The organism is Gordonia sp. Z-3 (assembly GCF_036233855.1).
Lineage (GTDB): Bacteria > Actinomycetota > Actinomycetes > Mycobacteriales > Mycobacteriaceae > Gordonia > Gordonia tangerina.
Window position 1 is genome coordinate 251,083 of sequence record NZ_JAZARS010000001.1, and the last position, 21,320, is coordinate 272,402.

Annotated in this window: 20 protein-coding genes; 10 read left to right on the forward strand and 10 right to left on the reverse strand. The window is 67.5% G+C overall.

What is annotated here, in order from left to right; all coding sequences use genetic code 11:
• Nucleotides 1-169: 169 nt before the first annotated feature.
• From VX037_RS01045 to VX037_RS01065, 5 genes are all read right to left on the reverse strand, one after another.
• Nucleotides 170-1,168, reverse strand: coding sequence for a Gfo/Idh/MocA family protein (locus VX037_RS01045; RefSeq protein WP_235725107.1), 999 nt, complete (start codon nucleotides 1,166-1,168; stop codon nucleotides 170-172).
• Nucleotides 1,165-2,055: a sugar phosphate isomerase/epimerase family protein gene (locus VX037_RS01050; RefSeq protein ID WP_328712928.1), complete on the reverse strand. Its 891-nt coding sequence runs from the start codon at nucleotides 2,053-2,055 to the stop codon at nucleotides 1,165-1,167. The genes VX037_RS01045 and VX037_RS01050 overlap by 4 nt, the downstream gene beginning before the upstream one ends.
• Nucleotides 2,056-2,125: 70 nt before the next feature.
• Entirely contained in the window at nucleotides 2,126-3,169 is a 1,044-nt protein-coding gene (locus VX037_RS01055; RefSeq protein ID WP_328712929.1) for a Gfo/Idh/MocA family protein, read from the reverse strand.
• On the reverse strand, nucleotides 3,169-3,963 hold the full coding sequence (locus VX037_RS01060; protein ID WP_328712931.1) for an SDR family oxidoreductase: 795 nt from the start codon (nucleotides 3,961-3,963) through the stop codon (nucleotides 3,169-3,171). Before VX037_RS01060 ends, VX037_RS01055 begins: the two co-directional genes overlap by 1 nt.
• Nucleotides 3,964-3,994: 31 nt before the next feature.
• Nucleotides 3,995-5,188, reverse strand: a complete 1,194-nt coding sequence (locus VX037_RS01065) for a phytanoyl-CoA dioxygenase family protein (RefSeq protein WP_328712933.1) — start codon at nucleotides 5,186-5,188, stop codon at nucleotides 3,995-3,997.
• 158 nt (nucleotides 5,189-5,346) lie between these two features.
• On the opposite strand from VX037_RS01065, the gene VX037_RS01070 reads away from it, so the two are divergent.
• The 3 genes from VX037_RS01070 (at nucleotide 5,347) to VX037_RS01080 (ending at nucleotide 8,668) form a co-directional block, all read left to right on the forward strand.
• Nucleotides 5,347-6,369: a LacI family DNA-binding transcriptional regulator gene (locus VX037_RS01070; RefSeq protein WP_328712935.1), complete on the forward strand. Its 1,023-nt coding sequence runs from the start codon at nucleotides 5,347-5,349 to the stop codon at nucleotides 6,367-6,369.
• Nucleotides 6,370-6,446: 77 nt separating this feature from the next.
• Nucleotides 6,447-7,850 carry a chloride channel protein gene (locus VX037_RS01075; RefSeq protein WP_328712936.1) on the forward strand — a complete coding sequence of 468 codons (1,404 nt, stop codon included), beginning with the start codon at nucleotides 6,447-6,449 and terminating at the stop codon, nucleotides 7,848-7,850.
• An 86-nt stretch (nucleotides 7,851-7,936) separates the two neighbouring features.
• Nucleotides 7,937-8,668 carry a GntR family transcriptional regulator gene (locus tag VX037_RS01080; protein ID WP_235725130.1) on the forward strand — a complete coding sequence of 244 codons (732 nt, stop codon included), beginning with the start codon at nucleotides 7,937-7,939 and terminating at the stop codon, nucleotides 8,666-8,668.
• 249 nt (nucleotides 8,669-8,917) lie between these two features.
• Here the strand turns inward: VX037_RS01080 and rsgA are convergent, their stop codons facing one another.
• From rsgA to VX037_RS01105, 5 genes are read right to left on the reverse strand one after another with little or no spacing between them, the layout of a single operon-like run.
• Nucleotides 8,918-9,961, reverse strand: a complete 1,044-nt coding sequence (gene rsgA, locus VX037_RS01085; RefSeq protein WP_235725100.1) for a ribosome small subunit-dependent GTPase A — start codon at nucleotides 9,959-9,961, stop codon at nucleotides 8,918-8,920.
• A gap of 1 nt (nucleotide 9,962) precedes the next feature.
• Nucleotides 9,963-11,228 (reverse strand): 3-phosphoshikimate 1-carboxyvinyltransferase, encoded by a 1,266-nt coding sequence (gene aroA, locus VX037_RS01090; RefSeq protein WP_235725099.1) that lies wholly within the window; start codon nucleotides 11,226-11,228, stop codon nucleotides 9,963-9,965.
• Nucleotides 11,229-11,276: 48 nt separating this feature from the next.
• Nucleotides 11,277-11,663 carry a VOC family protein gene (locus VX037_RS01095; protein ID WP_235725098.1) on the reverse strand — a complete coding sequence of 129 codons (387 nt, stop codon included), beginning with the start codon at nucleotides 11,661-11,663 and terminating at the stop codon, nucleotides 11,277-11,279.
• A complete protein-coding gene (locus VX037_RS01100) occupies nucleotides 11,664-11,900 on the reverse strand; it encodes a hypothetical protein (protein ID WP_235725097.1) in 237 nt (78 codons plus the stop codon).
• 33 nt (nucleotides 11,901-11,933) lie between these two features.
• Nucleotides 11,934-13,637: a nucleobase:cation symporter-2 family protein gene (locus tag VX037_RS01105; RefSeq protein WP_328712937.1), complete on the reverse strand. Its 1,704-nt coding sequence runs from the start codon at nucleotides 13,635-13,637 to the stop codon at nucleotides 11,934-11,936.
• A 115-nt stretch (nucleotides 13,638-13,752) separates the two neighbouring features.
• Between VX037_RS01105 and VX037_RS01110 the strand changes: the two genes are divergently transcribed.
• The 7 genes from VX037_RS01110 to VX037_RS01140 all read left to right on the forward strand — a co-directional run bounded on the left by VX037_RS01110 (nucleotide 13,753) and on the right by VX037_RS01140 (nucleotide 21,317).
• Nucleotides 13,753-14,229 carry an NUDIX domain-containing protein gene (locus VX037_RS01110; protein WP_328712938.1) on the forward strand — a complete coding sequence of 159 codons (477 nt, stop codon included), beginning with the start codon at nucleotides 13,753-13,755 and terminating at the stop codon, nucleotides 14,227-14,229.
• A 148-nt stretch (nucleotides 14,230-14,377) separates the two neighbouring features.
• On the forward strand, nucleotides 14,378-15,538 hold the full coding sequence (locus VX037_RS01115) for an XdhC family protein (RefSeq protein WP_328712939.1): 1,161 nt from the start codon (nucleotides 14,378-14,380) through the stop codon (nucleotides 15,536-15,538).
• Nucleotides 15,539-15,591: 53 nt separating this feature from the next.
• Nucleotides 15,592-16,482 (forward strand): FAD binding domain-containing protein, encoded by an 891-nt coding sequence (locus tag VX037_RS01120; RefSeq protein ID WP_287015958.1) that lies wholly within the window; start codon nucleotides 15,592-15,594, stop codon nucleotides 16,480-16,482.
• Between the two features lie 52 nt (nucleotides 16,483-16,534).
• Entirely contained in the window at nucleotides 16,535-17,062 is a 528-nt protein-coding gene (locus tag VX037_RS01125; RefSeq protein ID WP_287015959.1) for a (2Fe-2S)-binding protein, read from the forward strand.
• Nucleotides 17,059-19,470, forward strand: coding sequence for an aerobic carbon-monoxide dehydrogenase large subunit (locus VX037_RS01130; RefSeq protein WP_328712941.1), 2,412 nt, complete (start codon nucleotides 17,059-17,061; stop codon nucleotides 19,468-19,470). The genes VX037_RS01125 and VX037_RS01130 overlap by 4 nt, the downstream gene beginning before the upstream one ends.
• Before the next feature lie 21 nt (nucleotides 19,471-19,491).
• On the forward strand, nucleotides 19,492-20,442 hold the full coding sequence (locus tag VX037_RS01135; protein ID WP_287015961.1) for an XdhC family protein: 951 nt from the start codon (nucleotides 19,492-19,494) through the stop codon (nucleotides 20,440-20,442).
• Nucleotides 20,439-21,317, forward strand: a complete 879-nt coding sequence (locus VX037_RS01140; RefSeq protein WP_287015962.1) for an AAA family ATPase — start codon at nucleotides 20,439-20,441, stop codon at nucleotides 21,315-21,317. Before VX037_RS01135 ends, VX037_RS01140 begins: the two co-directional genes overlap by 4 nt.
• Nucleotides 21,318-21,320 lie beyond the last annotated feature (3 nt).

Below are 21,320 nucleotides of genomic sequence, written 5' to 3' on the forward strand. Positions count from 1 at the left end.
GCTCGCTGCGCTGGCACGTCGCTACTCGACCAGCAGTGCGCGGTGGTCGGGCGGTCGGGTTCGGGCGCGTCGGTTTGCGGCCGGCGGGGACGTTCCCCTGTCGCTGATCGAGTAGTCCGAGCCGCCAGGCGAGGACGTATCGAGATCCCCGCAGCGCGACTCGCACCACTCACCTCGGGTGCAGGCCGATCGCCCGGTACGCGGCGTCGAGGTAGCGCATGTTCTCCACCGCGTCGTCGAGGTCGATGGGCAGCGCCGCACCGGTGCGTACCGCGTCGGCGAACGCCTCGAGTTGGTAGGTGTAGGTCGACCGGGTGCCGAGCCGTTCGACTCCGACCGTGCCGTCCCTCGAGGACACGATGGTCAGCCGATCGTCGCGGTTCGGGGCCAGATAGTCGTGCAGGAACAGGCTGCCTTCGTCACCGACGATCCGCAGGCTGAACACGAACTCGCCGGCCACCATGGACACCGCGTGCAGGCCGGCGGCGCCGTTGGGGTAGCGAAGATCCAGCACGCAGGACTCGTCGATCTGCGGGCTGGCCAGCGACGCGCGGCCGCCGGTGATCTCCGGCGGCCCACCACACCAGCGGCCGAGCAGGCGCGACACGTGCAGCGAATAGCAGCCCAAGTCCATCAACGCACCGCCGGCGAGGTCGTAGGACCATCGCGGATCGTTGTCGTCGGGAGGCGGCATGGCCATCACCACTTCGACGTGCGCGATGTCGCCGATCGCACCCGCGTCGAGCAGTTCAGTGGTGCGTGCCATCAACGGGTGGAACAGGTAGTGAAAACCCTCGAGGACCACAACGTCGGCTGCGCGCGCCGCGGCCGCCACCTCCTGTGCCTCGGATTCGTTCCGTGCGAAGGGTTTCTCCGAGAGCACCGGTTTCCCGGCCCGGATCGCGGCGAGGTTCCACGGCCCGTGCAACGCGTTGGCGAGAGGGTTGTAGATGACATCGACCTCGGGGTCGTCGATCACCGCGGCATAGGAGTCGAGTACCCGCTCGACCCCGTACTTGTCGGCGAACGCCTCGGCACGACCGCGGTCGCGTGCGGCGACGGCCACCAATCGGTGTCCCAGCGTGCGGGCGGGCCCGACGATGGCCGACTCGGCGATCCGGGACGCGCCGAGCAGTCCGATCCGCAACGGTTCGGTCACCTCGGTCACACCCGCACCGGACGTGCAGCGGCCTTGCGCAGGAACGACATCGAGACCGCCACGTTACCCGCGGCGGCATCGCCGTCGGTTTCGTCGGTGAGGATGGTGTCCTGTTCGAGCACGTACCAGCCGTCGAACCCGGCGTCGACGAGCGTCGCGACGACCTTGGCGATCTTGGCCTCGCCCGCGCCGAGGGGCACGTACATCCCCTGCGCCACCGCGTCGGTGTAGGTCATTTCGCCGCGCTGCACCTTCTCGGCGAGCTCGATCCTGACGTCTTTGAGGTGGGCGTGGGTGATGCGGTCGGTGTAGGCCTGCGTCATCTCCAGCGGGTCGGTCCCGCCGATCAGCAGGTGACCGGTGTCGAGGCAGAGCCCGATGGTGGTGTTCTCCAATACCCGATACACCTCGTCGCGCTGCTCGACCATGGTGCCGACGTGCGGATGCAGCGCGGCGGTGACCCCGCGGGACGCGGCCAGGGCTCCGAGCCGATCCAGGTTGGCCAGCAACGTGTTCCACTGCACCCCGGTGAGGTCGGGACGATCGTCGTATCCGTCGACGCCGGTGGCCGCGGCCAGCACCAGTACGTCACCGCCGGAGGTCTCCAGGCGGTCGAGCACCTCGTTCACCGCAGGAGCGGGATCGTGGTCGGCCCGGTGCAGCACCACCGGAACGAAGGACCCCACACACCGCAGGTCGTAGGCTGCCAACGTGTCGCGCAGTTGCGCCGGGGCCGATGGCAGGAAGCCTTCGGGGCCTGTCTCGGCTGCGGTGACGCCGAGCTCACGCATCTCGCCGAGGACGCGTTCGGGGCTGAGTTGGTATCCCCATCCGGGGACTTCGCAGACACCCCACGAGATGGGGGCGGCGGCGATGCGGAGGTCAGTTGTAGTCATCGATGAATCCCTTTGGTGGTGCTCGGTGGTCTGGGGGTGCCCGGTCGTCGGATGAGTTCGTGCGACGGCGTCAGCGTGCTGGTACCAGCATGTCCCGGATCTCCTCGATCGGGACCGGCCGGCCGGTGTCGACCGACCGGGCGGCGGCTTCGGCGATCAACGCGACCTCCAGCGCATCGTGTGCGGTGCATGGTGCCGACGTCGTCGGGTTCGTCGACGGGTCCATCACCGATGCGCAGAAGGCAGCCAGTTCGGCGCGATAGGCGGCGGCGAAGCGGTCCATGAAGAAACTGTGCGGCGTGGCGGCGGGAAAAGCGCAGTCGGCCTGCATGTTCCGTACCGGGGCGGCGGGGTCCCACCCGGCGACGACGCTGTCGGTGCTGCCGTGAACTTCCAGGCGGCAGTCGTAGCCGCGCGCGTTGTATCGGGTCACCGACACCACGCCGATCGTGCCGCGGGCGAATCGCAGCAGGATCGATGCGGAGTCCACATCGCCGACCTCGGCGAACAGCGGATCGCCCTGGTTGCTGCCGGTGGCGTACACCTCCACCACCTCGTCATCGAGAAGCCAACGGACGGTGTCGAAATCGTGTACGGCGCAATCCCGGAAGATCCCGCCCGACGCCGCGATGTACTCGGCCGGTGGAGGTGCCGGGTCCAGCGTCGTCGACCGCACCGTGGTGATGAAGCCGAGTTCGCCGGCATCGACGGCTGTGCGGGCAGCCGCCATCGCGGGATCGAACCTACGGTTGTAGCCGATCGTCACCGGGACGTCGGTGTCGGCGACGCGGGCGACGACCTCGGCCGACTCGGACACCGACAACGCGATGGGTTTCTCGCACAGGGTGGGAATCCCTGCGGCGATGGCCTTCTCGATGAGTTCGGCGTGCGTGGGGGTGGCGCTGGCGATGACCACCGCGTCGACCCCGGAGTTGAACAGGCTGTCGGCATCGGAGGCGGCCCGTGCCGAGGCCAACCGGTCGGTGGTCGCCGCCACCGCCGCCGGATTCGCGTCGGTCACCACGAGCTCGTCCACCGACGGCAAAGCGGTGAGCGTGTCGGCGTGGAAGCCGCCGATCCGCCCGAGTCCGATGACCCCTACGGTCAGTCCCATCAGTCGATTCCTCCCATCACGATCTGGTCCCAGTCGATGACCGACCCGGTGACCACTCCGCTGCGCTCCGAGAGCAGAAAGACCACGAAGTCCGCGATCTCGTCGGGTTGTCCGAGCTTGCCCATCGGCACCGACGCGTTGGCGTCGTCGATCCAGCTGTCGTCGGCGCCGTGAAAGCGCTTCTGGATGTCGGCCTCGCCCTCGGTCTCGGTCCAGCCGATGTTGAGTCCGTTGATGCGGATACGGTCCCAGCGGTGGGCATGGGCGGCGTTCTTGGTCAGACCGACCAACCCGGCCTTGGTCGCCGAGTACGGCGCCAGAAACGATTGTCCGCCATGGGATGACATCGTGATGATGTTGACGATGCTGCCCGGCGCGTTGCGGCCGACCATGTCGGCCACGGCGGCCTGCATGGTGAAGAACGGGGCCCGCAGGTTGACGGCGACGTGGCTGTCGAAGAGTTCGGGTGTGGTGTCGAGCAGGCTGCCGCGTGTGGTCGTGCCCGCCGCGTTCACCAGGGCATCGATGCGACCGAATTCGGCGATGGTGTCCGCCACGGAGCCGGTCGCTGCGCGCGGATCGGCGAGATCGGCGTGCACGAATCGCACCGGTGCGCCGTTGAACTCGGCGGCGAGTGACTTGCCTTTCTCAGTGTTGCGGCCGCTGAACACGACCGAGGCGCCGGCGTCGACGGCAGCGCGCACGATCGCGGCGCCGACGCCTTGCGTGCCGCCGCTGACCAGTAGTGCCTTGTCGGCCAACAGGTTGCTGCGGTGTCGTGGTTGATCATTCATTTCGGTGACGTCCTTGTCGGGAGAGCTCGGGTCAGGCGATGTGGCGGCGATCCAGTGCCGATAGCTCGGCGTCGAACTGCGCCGCGTCGAGTCCGTCGGCGATGGCCCGGGCGAACAATTCGGCCTGGGATTCTCCGGTCAACCCGGTCAACGGCTGGTCGAGATCGAGATTGCTGGGGAAGGGGTAACCCTCGGCCGACGCGGCGATCACGTTCGCGACCGCGCGATCGTCGGCGGTGCCGGCCAGCGTCTGCACCGACGGATAGATCCACCGCATGACCGCGGAGCGGTCCACCGCGTCCATCGCGCGGCCGAACGCCGAGGACACCTGTAGCAGATTCGCCATCCGCCTGATGTCCGACGATGTGTTGTGGCCGGCCGCGTGGAACAGGGCGGGGTTGAGGAAGACGGCATCGCCCGCCTGCAGGGGGAGCTGGACATAGTTCTGGGCGAAGTGTTCGCGGAACTCCGGCAGGTTGAAAGCGAGATATCCCTGCTCATAGGTCTGTGAGTACGGCAGATACATCGTTGGGCCGGACTCGATCGGCATGTCGACGTGGGCGACGGCGCCCTGCAGGGTCAGCGCGGGCGAGAGGCGGTGGATGTGGGCACGGAATGTCGCGGCGGTGTCGGTGGACATGAAGCCGAGGTGATAGTCGCGGTGCGGGTTCTGCGCCTCTCCACCCGGATTGACGACGTTGATCGCCGAGGTCACCTGATACCACGGACCCAGCCACGCCTCGCTGATCAGATTGAGGACGTCGTTGGAGTAGTAGCGGGTGAACAGTTCCGGCGCCCGTTGGGCGAACTTCTGCAATGCATTCCAGATGCGGTCGTTGGCGCCGGGTTTGGCGAAATGGTCGCCGTTGGCGACGCCGGCCGCACGCTGGTCGGCAATGATTTCGGTGAAGACCTCGGTGGATTCGGTGAGCGCATGGCGGTTGTCGAATGCGCCGGTGAACACCACGATGCCGGGGCCATTGAGCAGCGCATCGGCGAGTTCATCGGACAGGACCGCGCGGTCCTCGCCCGACAGGGCGGTCACGGCGGCCGAATCGTAGAAGAGAACCCCGCGCTCGGTGCTCGCGGCGTGCGGATAGTCGGCGAGGTCGGTGGTGCGCCGGGTGGCCGCGATGAAGTCGTCGAGGCTGCACTCGCTCGCAGAGATCCGGTCGGCCCGGGGCGTCCGGGCGCTGCTGATGGTGCCTGCGCTGCGTACGGTCATCGCGCGCTCCTTGTCGGTGGTCGAGCCAGGTTCTGGCCGGTGGTCGTGGGGTGGATCGGGCCCTCGGCGATTCCGCCGTGATCACGTCACCAAGAATGGCAAGATCCTATTGTCCGGACAAGAGCGTATTTCCATCAAGAATCCCTCAGGAGTGGGGCGTGCCACATCGTTATCCCGTACGCGAGATCGCGCGTCAGGCCGGCGTGAGTGAGGCGACGGTCGATCGGGTGCTGCACCAACGTCCCGGCGTTCGGGAGGGCACGGTCCTGCAGGTAGAACAGGCCATCGCAGACCTCGATCGGCAGCGCACCCAGCTGCGGTTGTCCGGTCGGCGGTTCTTGATCGACGTGGTCATGGAGACCCCTCGACAGTTCTCCGGTCTGGTCCGCGACGCCTTGGAGCAGGAACTGCCGGGGCTGCGGCCCGCGGTGATGCGGGCCCGCTTCTATCTGCGGGAAACCTGGCGGACCGCCGAGTTGATCGCGCAACTGGACACCATCGCCCGTCAGGGCAGCCACGCCGTGGTGCTCAAGGCGCCGGACACACCGGAGATCGCGGCGGCCATCGGCCGACTCACCGCCGCGCGCATCCCCGTCATCACCCTGGTCACCGACGTGCCGATGAGTACCCGGATCGCCTACGTCGGGATGGACAACCGAGCGGCCGGTGCCACCGCGGCGTATCTGATGTGCCAGTGGCTGCGTCGCGTCGACGTCGACGTGTTGGTGCTGACCAGTAGTTCGATGTCGCGCGGTGAGGAGGAACGCGAGATGGGTTTCCGGTCGGTGATGCGCAGCCACGACCCGAACCGCCGGATCGTCGAGGTGACCGATTCCGACGGACTCGACGAGACGTGCGCGGCGCTCACGGCACGGGTTCTCGACGCGAATGCCGATGTGGGGGCGGTCTATTCGATCGGCGGTGGCAATCGAGGGATCGTCTCGGCATTTCGTACCGCGAACCGTACGTGCGAGGTTTTCATCGGGCACGACCTCGGTGACGCCAACCGCACCCTGCTGCTCAGCGGGCACCTGACCGCGGTCCTGCACCACGATCTGCGTGCCGACATGCGCCAGGTCGCGCAGCTGGTGATGCGCTATCACGGCGCACTGCCGGGTGATCAGCGGCCGGTGGCATCGGGGATCCACGTGATCACGCCGTACAACCTTCCTGACGCGTGAGGATGCGACGGATCTCCGATCCCATGGCGATCGCCGATAAGGTGAGTCGGCCACCCGTCGGACGGAGGATGATGCCCATGAGCTCGATCGGCGATGCAGACGACCAGGACGGCGCCCCGGGGCAGCAGCCGGCATCGAGTACCGACGAGGTGACCGCCCAGAGCGTGCGGCCGAGCACCACCGCCGAACTGCATCCCGATCGCGCCGAGGGCGTCGTCTACCTGAAGCTGATCGGACTGGGCGCGGTGATCGGCATCCCGGCCGCTCTGTTGGCGTGGGGATTTCTCGGACTCGTGCATTGGCTCGAGGATCTGATGTGGACCGATCTGCCGCGGCATCTCGGAGTCGACGAAGCACCCTGGTATCTGGTGCTCGGACTTCCGGTGGCCGGGGCCATCGTGGTCGCGATGGCGACGGCATTCCTCCCCGGCGGAGGCGGTCACTCGCCGCTCGACGGGGTCGGCGTGACCCCGACCCCGTGGCAGTATGCGCCCGGCATCGCACTCGCGGCGATCGGCACCCTCGCGTTCGGTGCGGTGCTCGGTCCGGAGGCGCCACTGATCGCCTTGGGGTCTGCGGTCGGCATGGTGGTGGTGCCGTTCGTGCGACTCCCGGAACAGGGGCATCGGGTGCTGGCCACCGCCGGCTCGTTCTCGGCGGTGTCGGCGCTGTTCGGTGGGCCGCTGGTGGCCGGACTGCTGCTGCTCGAGGCCGGCCTGGCGGCCGGGGCGGCGTTGCTGCCCGCACTGCTGCCGGGGCTGGTGGCTGCGGCTGTCGGCTATGTCGTGTTCATCGGACTCGGCGACTGGGGCGGGCTCGGCGTCATGTCGATGGCGGTTCCGCAGATGCCCGACTACGTCGGCACCCGCATCATCGATCTGCTGCTCGCCATCGTCGTCGGCGTGCTGGCGAGCGTGATCATGTTCCAGGTCAAGAAGGCCGGCACATTCGTCGACAAGGCCGCATCGATCGACAAGCGCCGCCGCTACGGCATCCTCGTCGCGGGCGGCGTCGCGGTGGGGGTGTTGGCATTGATCGCCCGGGCCCTCGGTGCCGACATCGACGACGTGTTGTTCTCCGGACAGACCGCCGTGCCGATGGTTCTGGCCGAGACCGGGGTCGGCGCACTCGTGGTGATCATCGTGTTCAAGGCGATCGCCTACGCGATCTGTCTGGGCTGCGGATTCCGTGGCGGTCCGGTGTTTCCGGCGATCTTCATCGGGGTGGCCATCGCGTCGATAGGCTGTCTGCTCTTCGACTGCTCCATCACCTGGGCGCTGGCGGTCGGAGCCGCGGCCGGGATGACGGCCGGCACCGGATTCGTATTCAGCGCGTTGTTGTTCAGCGTGCTGCTGACCGGTTCGGTCGGCCTCGACGCCACGCCTGCGGCGGTGCTGGGTGTCATCGCCGCCTGGCTGACGACCGCCGCACTGTCCCGTCGTCGGCAGTCCGGCGGTTCGGCGGCCGAGGTGGTCACCTGAGGGTGACGCGCGCCGGCGGGCGCCTGTGGGAAACCTGGTCCGAACAATATTTGTTATGACATACTGACACGATGGCGGACCAGATCATGCAGATCCCGGTCGAGCTCGACCGGTCCACGCCGGTCCCGCTCTACCACCAGCTTGCCCAGGCCATCGAGGCCGCGATCGTCCGGGGTGACCTCGGTCCCGGGGATCGACTGGAGAACGAACTCGACATGGCCGGCCGGCTCAAACTGTCGCGGCCGACGATCCGACAGGCGATCCAGGAGCTCGTCGACAAGGGTGTGGTGGTGCGCAAGAGGGGGGTCGGCACACAGGTGGTGCAGAATCCGGTGCACCGTTCGGTCGAGCTGACCAGTCTCTACGACGATCTGACGACCGCGGGGATGCACCCCACCACCCAGCTGCTCGAGTATCGGATCGGCACGCCCGACGAGGAGTTGCGCACCGAGCTGGGTTTGCCGGTAGGGGCCGAGTCGGTGACAGTCAAACGTCTGCGCTGTGCCGGCGGAGAACCCCTGGCCCTGATGATCAACCATCTGCCGGCCGACATCTGCCCGCCCGCCGGAGAACTCGAGAGTGGTGGCCTCTACAAAGGTTTGCGTGGACGGGGTGTGCACATCCGGCTTGCGCGGCAACGTATTGGGGCCAAGGCGGCCGACGCCGACGAGGCGGCACTGCTCGGCGACGAACCGGGGTCGCCGTTGCTGACCATGCAGCGCACGGCCTTCGACGACGCGGGCAAGGTGGTCGAGGTGGGTCGGCACGCGTACCGGGCCGATCGGTATTTCTTCGAGACGACGGTGGTGGATCGCTGAGCCCCGCTGAGTGAGTGGGTAACCCGGTGATCGGGTAGCGGCCGAGGCGCCGACCGAGGTCGTGTATCGAGATCACTCGTGTGTCGCCAGTGGTCTCGATACGCCGCTCGCCCTAGGGGGCTCGCGGCTACTCGACCAGCGGTTGGTGGCTTGGTGGGTCGGACTAGTCGACCTGCGGGGTGGTGCGGTTCGGACTAGTCGACCAGCGGGGTGGTGCGGTTCGGGCTACTCGACCAGTGGGTCTGGGGCCTACTCGGCCGGCTGATCGTCAGGGACCTCGTTCTCCTCGGCCACCTGTCCGGAGACCGCGAGCAGGAGCTGCCGCACCGCCATTGCGCGGCGATACGACGCGCCGGCGAGTTTGTCGAGCGCACACTCCGGATCGGCGGGCGGACCCAGATGCGTACAGCCGCGGGGACAGTCGTCGATGGCCTCACGCAGGTCGTCGAAGGCGTCGACGATGTCGTCGAGTCCGACGTGGGCGAGCCCGAACGATCGGATACCGGGTGTGTCCACCACCCAGCCTTGGGGCGACGAGTCCGCGCCGGGCAGGGGCAACACCACCGATTGCGTCGAGGTATGCCGGCCCTTGCCGACCCCGGACACCACGCCGGTGGCCCGCTCTGCTTGCGGCACAAGACGATTGACCAAAGTGGATTTGCCTACCCCGGAATGGCCGACGAGCGCGGTGAGCCGGCCGGTGAGGATGGCGGTGATCTCGTCGAGCGCGTCGTCGCGGCCGCCGAGCACGATCGGCAGGTCGAGATCGGCGAAGGCTCTGGTGAATTCGGCGGGATCGGCGAGATCGGACTTCGTCAGGCACAGGATCGGTGTCAGGCCGCCGACGTAGGCGGCGGCCAACGCGCGTTCCACGAATCCGGTGCGCGGTGGTGGATCGGCCAATGCGGTGACGATCAACAGTTGGTCGGCATTGGCCACCACGATGCGTTCATACGGGTCGGTGTCGTCGGCGGTGCGGCGCAGCACGGTGGTGCGGTCGGCGACCTTGACGATGCGCGCCAGCGTGTCCGGCCGACCGGACAGATCGCCGACCACCGACACCTGATCGCCGACGACGACCGGCGTGCGGCCCAGTTCCCGTGCGCGCATCGCGGTGACCCGACGGTCCGGGTCGCCGTCGAGGACGCAGCCCCAGCGGCCACGGTCGACCGACACGACCATGGCCGAGCGGGCGTCGTCGTGGCTCGGTCGTTGTTTCGTGCGCGGTCGGCTGCCCTTGCCAGGACGTATCCGGACGTCGGATTCGTCGTAGCTCGAGGCGCGCCGACTCACGTCAGGGGTGCCCGATCATTTTCTGCCACATGCCCGGAAAGTCCGGCAGCGTCTTACTGGTCGTCTCCACATCGGACACCGTGAGGCCCTGCACCACCAGCCCGATCAGCGCACCTGCGGTGGCCATCCGGTGATCGGCGTAGGACTCCCACACCGCACCGTGCAACTGTCGGGGCACGATGCGCAGACCGTCGTCGGTCTCGGTGCAGTCACCGCCGAGCCGGTTGATCTCGGTGGTCAGCGCCGCCAACCGGTCGGTTTCGTGACCGCGCAGATGCGCGATGCCCGACAGCACCGATTCGCCGTCGGCGAGCGCGCACAGACCCGCCACGGTGGGGGTCAGCTCGCCGATGTCGCGCAGATCGATGCTGATCCCGGTGAGCTTCTCCGGCCCGCGCACGGTCAGCGAACCGTCGGAGAGTTCGATCGCACAACCCATCTCGGCGAGGATGTCGACGATCTGGGCGCCGGGCTGGGTCGTGGTCGCGGGCCAACGTGGCACGCTCACCGCACCCCCGGTCACGGCGGCGGCGGCCAGGAATGCGGCGGCGTTGGACAGGTCGGGCTCCACCACGCGGTCGATCGCCCGGATCGTCGACGGCGGCACCCGCCATGTCTGCGCATCCGGCCGCTCCACCGTCACCCCGCACTCGGCCAACATCTGCACGGTCATGTCGATGTGCGGCATCGAGGGCACCGGTCCGCCGTCGTGGCGCACGGTCACCCCGTCGTCGAAGAGCGCGGCCGACAGCAGCAACCCCGAGACGAACTGCGACGAGGCCGACGCATCGATGGTGACCTCCCCGCCGGACGCGGACCCGGTCCCGGTGACCGTGAACGGCAACCGATCGCCGGTCACCTTCACGCCCAGGTCGCGCAGGGCGTCGAGGATGGTCGCCAGGGGGCGAGTGCGGGCCTGCTCGTCACCGTCGAAGGCGACCCGCCCGTCGGCGAATGCGGCCACCGGGGGCAGGAATCGCATCACGGTGCCGGCCAGCCCGCAGTACACGTCGGCGCCGACCATCGGGTGCGGTTCGATCGTCACCGCGGTGTCGTCGTCGGGATCGATCCGCACGCCGACGCCCAGCGCACTCAGGCCGCTGAGCATCAGATTGGTGTCGCGGCTGCGCAGGGTTCCACGCACCACCGAGGGGCCGTCCGCCAGGGCGGCGAGGATCAACGCGCGATTGGTGATCGACTTGGAACCGGGCAACTCGACGGTGGCCACCACCGGGGCGGACACCGTGGGCGCAGTCCAGACACTCATGCGGTCCAGTCTGTCACGGGCCAACGGTCACCGATCGGGGAGCAGCCGTCACCGGGTGTCCCGTCGCAGCGGGTGATCGGCAGGTACCTCCACGATGATGATCCGACGGTCGTCGGGGTCGCGCACATGCATCTCGATCAGACCCCACGGCTCGGTGCGTGCCTCCCGCACGATCGGGACGTCGGCGGCCCGCAACTCGTCCGTGGCGGCCGCCGCGTCACGTACCTGCAGCCAGAGCATGGCGTCGGCGCCCCCGCCGGTCGCCACCTGGTCGCTCATGTGTGCGGGTACCTCGATATAACCGGTGCCGGCGTGGAAGACCACTCCGCCCGGATACTCGCGGGCCACGGCCAGTTTCAACTGATCGCGATAGAACGCGGTCAGGCGTTCGGGATCGGCCGAACGCAGCAGAATTCGGCTGCTCAGTACCTCCATCTACTGGCCCTCGGTGGACCCGTCGGTGCCACCGAGCGCATGGCCACGGTTCAGGTCGTTGCCATGCCGGGCCGCTTCGTAGATGGCCTTCTCACGCGCGATGCGATCGGTTTCCCCGATGGGCTTGGCGTCACCGAAGGCGAACGTCGAGTCGTGCGGATACTCGTGCGGCTGGTCTGGGTCGTCGTCGATGAGGGCGTCGGCCGGCTGATGATCATGGCGGGGGCTGTCGGACATGACTAAACGATAAACCGAGTTGTGCTCGACCGATCAGGATCCGCGCCGGGAGAATCCGCCGTCGGTGTGCGAGTCCCAGCTCTCGATCAGCCGTAGCACCTTGGGATCGCCCTGCTCCTTGATCCAGGCACACAGGTCTTTCGGCGCGGCCGGGTTGGTGATGATGAACTGGTGCAGATCGGGGTCGTGTTCGGCCAGGTACCGCAGCGTCTCCGGTGGGCTGTCCGGGTTGGCGGCGGCCAGCGCGTCGCGGGGATCGAAGGCCGCGGCGCCCATCGTGTCGCCTGCCGACAGACCCAGGCCGTCCTTGGTGACCACCTCGATCTCACCGGTGTTGTGGTAATCAGCCGGGTCGGGTGAGGTGCTTCTGGTGTTGAGCAGCAGATTCAGCAGGATCGCCGTCAGTGCGCCCGCGGAGATGCCGGAGTGGAAAATGGTCTGGAACCAATCCGGGAACTGGTGATACAGGTCCAGCGACACGTTGACCGGCGCGTCGCCGAGGTCGCGGTTGGTGTAATACAGCTTGGCCTCGGTCAGCATCGCCACACCCACCGAGATGGCCACGACCAGCACGTTGGTGTTGTTGAACTTGACCTTGCTGAGGGTTCGCACACCGCTGGCGGCGACCATGCCGAACAGTGCGACACCGGCGCCGCCGAGCACCGGCATGGGGATGCCCTCGACGATGGCGGCCATCTTCGGCAGCAGCCCCAGGATGACCAGGATGATGCCCGCACAGGTCGCCACATGCCGGGTCTTGACGCCGGTGATGGCGACGAGCCCGACGTTCTGCGCGAACGCCGTGTACGGGAAGGTGTTGAATACGCCGCCGAGGACCGTGCCCAGTCCGTCAGCGCGCATACCGTCGGCCAGTTTCTGCGGGGTGATCTTCTTGTCGACGATCTCGCCGACTGCCACGATGTCGCCGGTGGTCTCGGTCATGATCACCAGCGCCACGATGATCAAGGCGATGATCGAGGAGATCTCGAACGTCGGCATCCCGAACTGGAAGGGTTGCGGAATGCCGATCCACGGGTTCTCGCCGACGGCGTCCCAGTTGGCCATCCCGAACGGCAGCGACACCAGCGTGCCGATGACCAGACCGATGAGCACCGACACCCGCTTGATGGGTTCGGGTCCGAACCGTTCGAGCGCGATGATCACCGCGAGGGTGAAGAAGCCGAACGCGATGGCCTTCGGTTCGCCGAAGTCCTCGCCGGTGGCGGTACCGCCACCGAACCACCCGGCAGCCACCCGCATCAGGGAGACGCCGATGATGAGGATGATCGTGCCGGTGACCAGGGGCGGGAAGAAGCGGATCAGCTTTCCGACGACGGGTGCGGCGAGGATCATGAACAACCCGCAACAGATCACCGAACCGTAGATCGCGGTGATGCCGTGGGCCTGGCCGATGGTGATCATCGGCCCGACGGCGGCGAAGGTGACGCCCTGCATGAGCGGCAACCGCACCCCGAAACGCCAGAAGCCGACCGCCTGCAGGATCGTCGCTATGCCGGCGACGAACAGGTCGGCCATGATCAGGTGGACGATGTCGCCCTGCTCGAGTTGGCCCGCGCTGACCATCGCGCCACCCACGATCAGCGGTACGGCCACGGCGCCCGCATACATCGCCAGCACGTGCTGGATGCCCAACGGCAGCAGCTTGGCCAACGGCGGTATCTCGTCCACCGGGTGAGCTGTGGTCTTGCCGCGCCTGATCGTGTCGAGAGCCGCCATACGCAGATGTTTACGAGCCGGACGTTTCGGACAGTGCGCCGACATGTGACGGCCGTGTTTCCGCGAAAATATATCGGCCACAGTCACACCCCGCCGGGCCGGGCACAATGGTGCGATGGTCAGTCGCCGCCGAAGTGCCGGGCTCCTGCTGTACCGCCGCCGCGGCGGCGACGTCGAAGTCCTGATCGCCCACCCCGGCGGGCCGCTGTGGGCACGTAAGGACGTCGGCGCGTGGACGATCCCGAAGGGGTTGCTGGAACCGGATGAAGAGCCCGAGGCGACCGCCCGCCGCGAGTTCGCCGAGGAGATCGGGTCGCCGGCACCGACCGGCCCGGTCATCGAACTCGGCGACGTCACCCAGGCCAGTGGGAAAGTGGTCGCTGCGTTCGCCGTGGAAGGTGACATCGACAGCTCGACCGTCGTCAGCAACAGCTTCGAGATGGTGTGGCCACCGAGGTCGGGGAAGCTTCAGAGCTTTCCGGAGGTGGATCGGGCTGAATGGGTGGACCCGGAGACGGCGCGGGTGAAACTCAATCCGGCGCAGGTGGCGTTCGTCGATCGGCTGCTCGACACTCTCGCATCACCACGCTGACCTGCAAGCGGGAGGTCGGGTAGGGCGACCTAACCTCAGCGATTACTGAGTTTCGTCTTGACGCCCGGCCTATCGGGCGCAAACTGAAGATGGTCACCATGTGTGATGCCGGACACAGTGGCGTGTCCGCAGAGTCGAGGATGTGTCTATGCGAGACGTCTTGCCCACACTCGTGGAGCGCTGGCGCAACGGGGAGACAGTCGGGCTGACGACCGTCGTCGCCACCTACGGGTCGGCGCCACGGCAGCCGGGGGCGGCGACGGCCCGCCTGGCCGACGGCGGGGTGATCGGCTCGGTGTCCGGCGGGTGCGTCGAAGGTGCGGTGTACGAACTCGCCGGTGACGTCGTCGAGTCCGGGACGGCGCAGACCGAGCGGTATGGGATCGCCGATGACGACGCGTTCGCGGTTGGTCTCACCTGCGGTGGCACCATCGACGTCTTCTGCGAGCCGGTCTCCCGCGAGACCTGGCCCGACCTCGACGAGATCGGCGCCGCCGTCGATGCCCGACGGCCTGTGGCCGTCGCGACGGTGACATCCAGCGATCAGCCGGACGTGCCGGTCGGGGCGCACCTGACCATCGCGCCGGAGCGCGCCCGGGGCAGTCTCGGTGAACCCGAGCTCGATCGGGTCGTCGCCCAGGACGCGCGCGGCTTGCTGGACCTGGGGGAGACCTCGATCCTGCGCTACGGCCCGCAGGGGCTGCGCACCGGAGACGGCATCGCCGTGTTCGTCAACAGCATGGCGCCTTCGCCACGCCTGATCGTTTTCGGGGCCGTCGACTACGCCGCCGCCCTCGCGCATGCCGGAGCCGCACTCGGCTATCACGTGACGGTGTGCGACGCTCGCCCGGTGTTCGCCACGCCGGCCCGTTTCCCGGCCGCGCACGAGGTGGTCGTCGACTGGCCGCATCGCTATCTGCGCGCCGAGATGGCTGCCGGCCGGATCGATTCGCGCACCGCGATCTGCGTGCTGACCCACGACCCCAAGTTCGACGTCCCGGCCCTGCAGGCCGCGTTCGAGTCGCCCGAGGGTGTCTACATCGGCGCCATGGGATCCCGGCGCACCCACGACGACCGCATGCGTCGGCTTCGTGAGGAGGGCGTCACCGACGCCGCTCTCGCCCGCCTGCACTCACCGATCGGACTCGACCTCGGCGGTCGCACCCCGGCCGAGACCGCGGTGTCGATCATGGCCGAGATCATCGCGGTTCGGCGCGGCGGAACCGGGGTCACCCTGACCAACCTCACCGATCACATCCATCCAGGCATCAGCCGGATCCAGCCGGACCCGACGAGAGTGGGCGGATGACCGGGTAGACCCGGCCGATCGGACGATCCCCCGATCAAAGCAGAGGAGCCATCATGCAGGTACCGGCACCGTTCGAATACGAGCGCGCGACCAGCGTCGATCACGCCATCGGACTCCTCGGCCAGCTGGGCGACGAAGCCCGCCTGATCGCCGGAGGGCACAGTCTGCTGCCGATGATGAAACTCCGGCTCGCGACACCCGAGTACCTGATCGACATCAACGATCTGCACGACGAACTCGGCTACATCCGGTTCACCGACGACGATGTACGCATCGGCGCGATGACCCGACACCACGAACTGCTGGCCAGCGAACCACTGTTCGACACCTTCCCGATCTTCCGCGACGCCGAGCGGGTGATTGCCGACCCGGTGGTCCGTAATCGCGGCACACTCGGCGGATCACTTTGTCAGGCAGACCCGTCGGAGGATCTGTCGAGTGTGTGCTCCACCCTTGATGCACGCTGCGTGATCCGAGGCTCCGACGGGGAGCGGGTGATCAGCATGGCGGACTTCCATCGCGGCCCCTACGAGACCGCCGTCGAACAGAACGAAATGCTCACCGAGGTGCGGGTTCCGGTCCGGCCCGGCGGCGCCAGCGCATATGAGAAGGTCGAGCGACGCGCGGGGGACTGGGCGGTGGTCGCCGCGGGTGCCGCGCTGTGGCTGACCGACGGCACCATTGCCGACGCCCGCGTCGGCCTGACCGCGGTCGGCGCCAACACCACCGACATCCCGGCGATCTCCGAGGCGCTGCGTGGCGCGGACCCGACGGAGCAGACTTGGCGGCAGGCAGGTGAGATCGCCGCGCAGGCCTGTGATCCGGCCGCCGACGGCCGGGGCACTGTCGACTACAAACGCCATCTCGCGACCGAACTCACCGCACGAGCCCTGCGCCGCAGCGCGCAACGACTCGGGGTCGAGGCATCGACCCCGGCCACCTGATCACCCGCCGATCCCGAACCCGCGAAAGATGCCGACCGGCAAGGAGAATCCGATGCAAGTGACGATGACCGTCAACGGCGAGTCGGTGACCCGCGACATCGAGCCGCGCCTGCTGCTCGTTCACTTCCTGCGCGACCACCTCGCCCTCACCGGCACTCACTGGGGCTGCGACACCAGCAACTGCGGGACCTGCGTGGTGCAGGTCGACGGACAGCCGGTGAAGTCGTGCACGATGCTTGCCGCGATGGCCGGCGGTCACGAGGTGCGGACCGTGGAGGGGCTCGAACAGGGCACCACCCTGGATCCGCTGCAGCAGGGATTCATGGAATGTCATGGGCTGCAATGCGGATTCTGCACACCCGGCATGCTGATGACGACCCGCGCACTGCTCGACGAGAACCCGAATCCCACCGAGCACGAGATCCGGGAGGCGATCAGCGGACAGATCTGCCGCTGCACCGGCTACACCACGATCGTGCGATCGGTGCAGTGGGCCGCACAGCACGGGGCCGCACACCAACCCGACGGCACGAGTGAGGCATCGGCCACCGAGGACGTTGCGGAAGAGGCACTTCGATGACCATCACCACACCACCCGAACCGGCCGCCGCGCCCGGATCCGACGACCTCGTCGACAACAACCACAAGCCGATGGGCTACGGGCGCATGCTGCGCAAAGAGGATCCGCGGTTCATCCGCGGGCTCGGCCGGTACTGCGACGACGTGCAATTGCCTGGGATGCTGCACATGGCGATCCTGCGTTCCCCGGTGGCGCACGCGAAGATCCTCAACATCGACACCACCGCGGCCGAGGCGCTGCCGAAGGTGAAGGCCGTCATCACCGGTGACACCCTGAAGGGTTTGGGGCTGGACTGGATGCCGACCCTGTCGAACGACGTGCAGGCGGTGCTGGCGACCGACAAGGTCCGCTTCCAGGGCCAGGAGGTCGCGGCTGTCGTCGCCGAAGATCGCTATGCGGCACGGGATGCGCTCGAACTCATCGATGTCGACTACGAGATCCTCGACGCGGTCCACGATGTCCGCACCGCATTGGACCCGTCGGCGCCGGTGATCCGCGACGATCTCGAGGGCAAGAGCGACAACCACATTTTCGACTGGGAGACCGGCGACAAGGCCGCCACGGACGCGGTATTCGCCGACGCCGACGTGGTGGTCACCCAGGACATGGTCTACCCGCGCGTGCACCCCGCACCGATGGAGACCTGTGGCGCGGTCGCCGATTTCGATCGCGTCGACGGCAAACTCACCCTGTGGTCGACGTCGCAGGCACCACACGCACATCGCACGCTGTACGCATTGGTCGCCGGCATCCCCGAGCACAAGATCCGTGTCATCTCACCGGATATCGGCGGCGGGTTCGGCAACAAGGTGCCCATCTACCCCGGTTATGTGTGCGCGGTGGTCGGGTCGATCGTCACGGGCAAGCCGGTCAAGTGGATGGAGGACCGGACCGAGAACCTCACCAGCACCGGGTTCGCCCGCGACTACGTGATGCGCGGCGAGGTCGCCGCCACGAAAGACGGACGGATCCTCGCCATCCGCACCAACGTCCTCGCCGACCACGGGGCCTTCAACGGGGTAGCTGCCCCGGTCAAATACCCGGCGGGATTCTTCGGTGTTTTCACCGGTAGCTATCAGCTCGAGGCCGCGTACTGTTCGATGACCGCGGTGTACACGAACAAGGCGCCCGGTGGTGTCGCTTACGCCTGTTCGTTCCGGATCACCGAAGCCGTCTATCTCGTCGAACGTCTGGTCAACTGCCTCGCCCACGAACTGCAGATGGATCAGATCGCGCTGCGGCGCAAGAACTTCATCCAGCCAGACCAGTTCCCGTACACCACCAAGACCGGGTGGATCTACGATTCCGGCGACTACGACGCCGCGATGACCGAAGCGATGCGGATCGCCGACTACGACGCCCTGCTTGCGGAGCAGGCCGCCAAACGCGAGCGCGGCGAGCTGATGGGTATCGGCGTGGCCTTCTTCACCGAGGCGGTCGGCGCCGGACCGCGCAAGGACATGGACATCTTGGGCCTGGGCATGGCCGACGGATGTGACGTGCGGGTCCACCCCACCGGCAAGGCCGTGGTCCGGTTGTCGGTGCAGTCCCAGGGGCAGGGGCATGAGACGACGTTCGCGCAGATTGTCGCCGAGGAACTCGGTATCGCCCCCGACGACATCGACGTCGTCCACGGTGACACCGACAACACACCGTTCGGGCTCGGTACCTACGGCAGCCGATCCACACCTGTCTCGGGGGCGGCGGCGGCGATGGCCGCCCGCAAGGTGCGCGACAAGGCGAAGCTCATCGCGGCGGGCATGCTCGAGGTCTCCGTTGCCGATCTGGAATGGGAGAAGGGGACTTTCGCCGTCAAGGGTGATCCGGGCACCACGGTGACGATCGCGGAGATCGCGATGAAGGCGCACGGCGCGGGCGACCTGCCACCCGGAGTCGAGGGCGGGCTGGACGCGTCGGTGGTCTACAACCCCGCCAACCTCACCTACCCGTTCGGTGCCTACATCTGTGTGGTCGACGTCGACCCCGACACCGCGGTGGTGAAAGTGCGGCGGTTCATCGCGGTCGACGACTGCGGCACCCGGATCAACCCGATGATCGTCGAGGGGCAGGTGCACGGCGGGCTGACCGACGGTATCGGGATGGCCCTGATGGAGATCATCGAGTTCGACGAGTCGGGCAACTGTCTCAACGGGTCGCTGATGGATTACCTGATCCCGACCGCGCTCGAGGTGCCGCATTGGGAGACCGGACAGACCGTGACACCCTCGCCGCACCATCCGATCGGCGCCAAGGGCGTCGGCGAGTCGGCGACCGTCGGGTCACCACCCGCGGTGGTCAACGCCGTCGTCGATGCGTTGGCACCTTTCGGTATTCGCCATGCCGACATGCCGCTGACCCCGTCCCGGGTGTGGGAGGCGATGCAGGGCAGGGCACGGCCGCCGATCTGAGATCGTGACGACAGGAGCAGCATGACATCCGAACACGGCAGATCGCTGGACGAGATGGCCGCCGACCTCACCGATCGGCGCAGACCGTTCGCGCGCGCCACCGTGGTGCGGGCGCAGCCGCCGACATCGGCCCGGGCGGGCGACCAGGCGTTGGTGATGGCGGACGGAGAGATGTTCGGATTCGTGGGCGGCCAGTGCGCGGTCGAATCGGTACGCCAGAGTGCCGTCGACTCGATCGCCGCCGGTGAAGGGGTCCTGCTGCGGGTTCTGCCCGAAGGCGCCGAGACGTATCCGGAGACCTCTGGCGCGCGGGTCGCGGTCAACCCATGTCTGTCCGGGGGTGCGCTGGAGATCTTCATCCAACCGGTGGTGCCCACCCCGATCATTCAGGTCGTCGGGGACAAGCCGATCGCGTTGGCCATCGTCGACCAGGCCCGGTTGCTGGGTTGGGCGGTGAGCCGGGTGGACCCGGAAGCCGCCGGCGGGTGGGAGTTCACCGAACCCCATGGGGTGGTGGCCTCGATCATCGCCAGTCACGGCGGTGATGAGGCCGCGGCGATGCGCACAGCACTTGATCACCACGTGCCGTTCGTCGGACTGGTGGCAAGCGTGACGCGCGGCGCGACGGTACTCGACGCGATGGATCTGTCGGTGATCGACCGTGCATGCGTGCACACCCCGGTCGGACTCGACATCGGTGCACGCACGCCGCCGGAGATTGCGCTGTCGGTGCTGGCTGCGGTGGTGGCGGCCATTCGGCGCGACGGTCTGGTCGGCACCGGCGCACCCGGGGATGCCCCAGCTGTAGTCGAGCCTCGACGCGAGGTCGACCCGATCTGCGGGATGACCGTGATGGTGTCCGCCGATACCATCGAGTATGACGACGATTCCGGCTCACATTGGTTCTGCTGCAAAGGATGTCGGGACACCTTCGTCGCGCGGTCGGCGGGTGGGTTGCAGGCGGCTCGATGACGTCGCCGTTGTTCTCCTCGGCCGACGACGTCGCGCGCCACCTCGATGCCGTGGATTATCTCGCCGACGAAGGTCTGGCGACTGCGCTTTTCCTGGCGACGTCGCTGCAGATGCCGATCCTGCTGGAAGGTGAACCGGGGGTGGGTAAGACGTCGGCGGCGACCGCACTGGCCACCGCCCTGGACACCGACCTGATCCGCCTGCAGTGTTATGAGGGGCTGGCGGCCCACGACGCCCTGTACGAATGGAACTATCAGCGTCAACTGCTGGCCATCAAGATGTCGGAGTCGCGGGGTCAGGATTTCTCCGACGCGGATCTGTATGCGCCCGAGTTCCTCTCGGAACGGCCGCTGTTGGCGGCGATCCGGCACCGCGGAGCCCGCCCGCCGGTTCTGCTGATCGACGAGATCGACCGCGCCGACGATGAATTCGAGGCATTGCTGTTCGAGTTCCTCGGTGAGGGCGCGGTCACCGTGCCGGAACTCGGCACCATCCGGGCGCAGCGTCGGCCGCTGGTGGTGCTGACATCCAACCGCAGTCGTGAGCTCCACGAGGCGTTGCGGCGGCGCTGCCTCTATCACTGGATCGTCTATCCCGGTGCGGCGCAGGTGGTCGCGATCTTGCGGCGCACGGTGTCCGGCGCCTCGGCACCGCTGCTGGAAGACGCGTCGGTGTTCGTCGGTCGGGTGCGGGAACTAGATCTCGACAAGCCGCCGGGTATCGCCGAGGCGATCGACTGGGTGTCGGCCCTGATCACCCTCGGTGTCACCGAGTTGGTCGCCACCACGGTGGCGCCCACGCTGGGCACCCTGGTCAAGACGCCCGACGACCACGAGATGCTGCTGGCGGCGCTCGAACACGGTTCCGTGCTCTGAAAC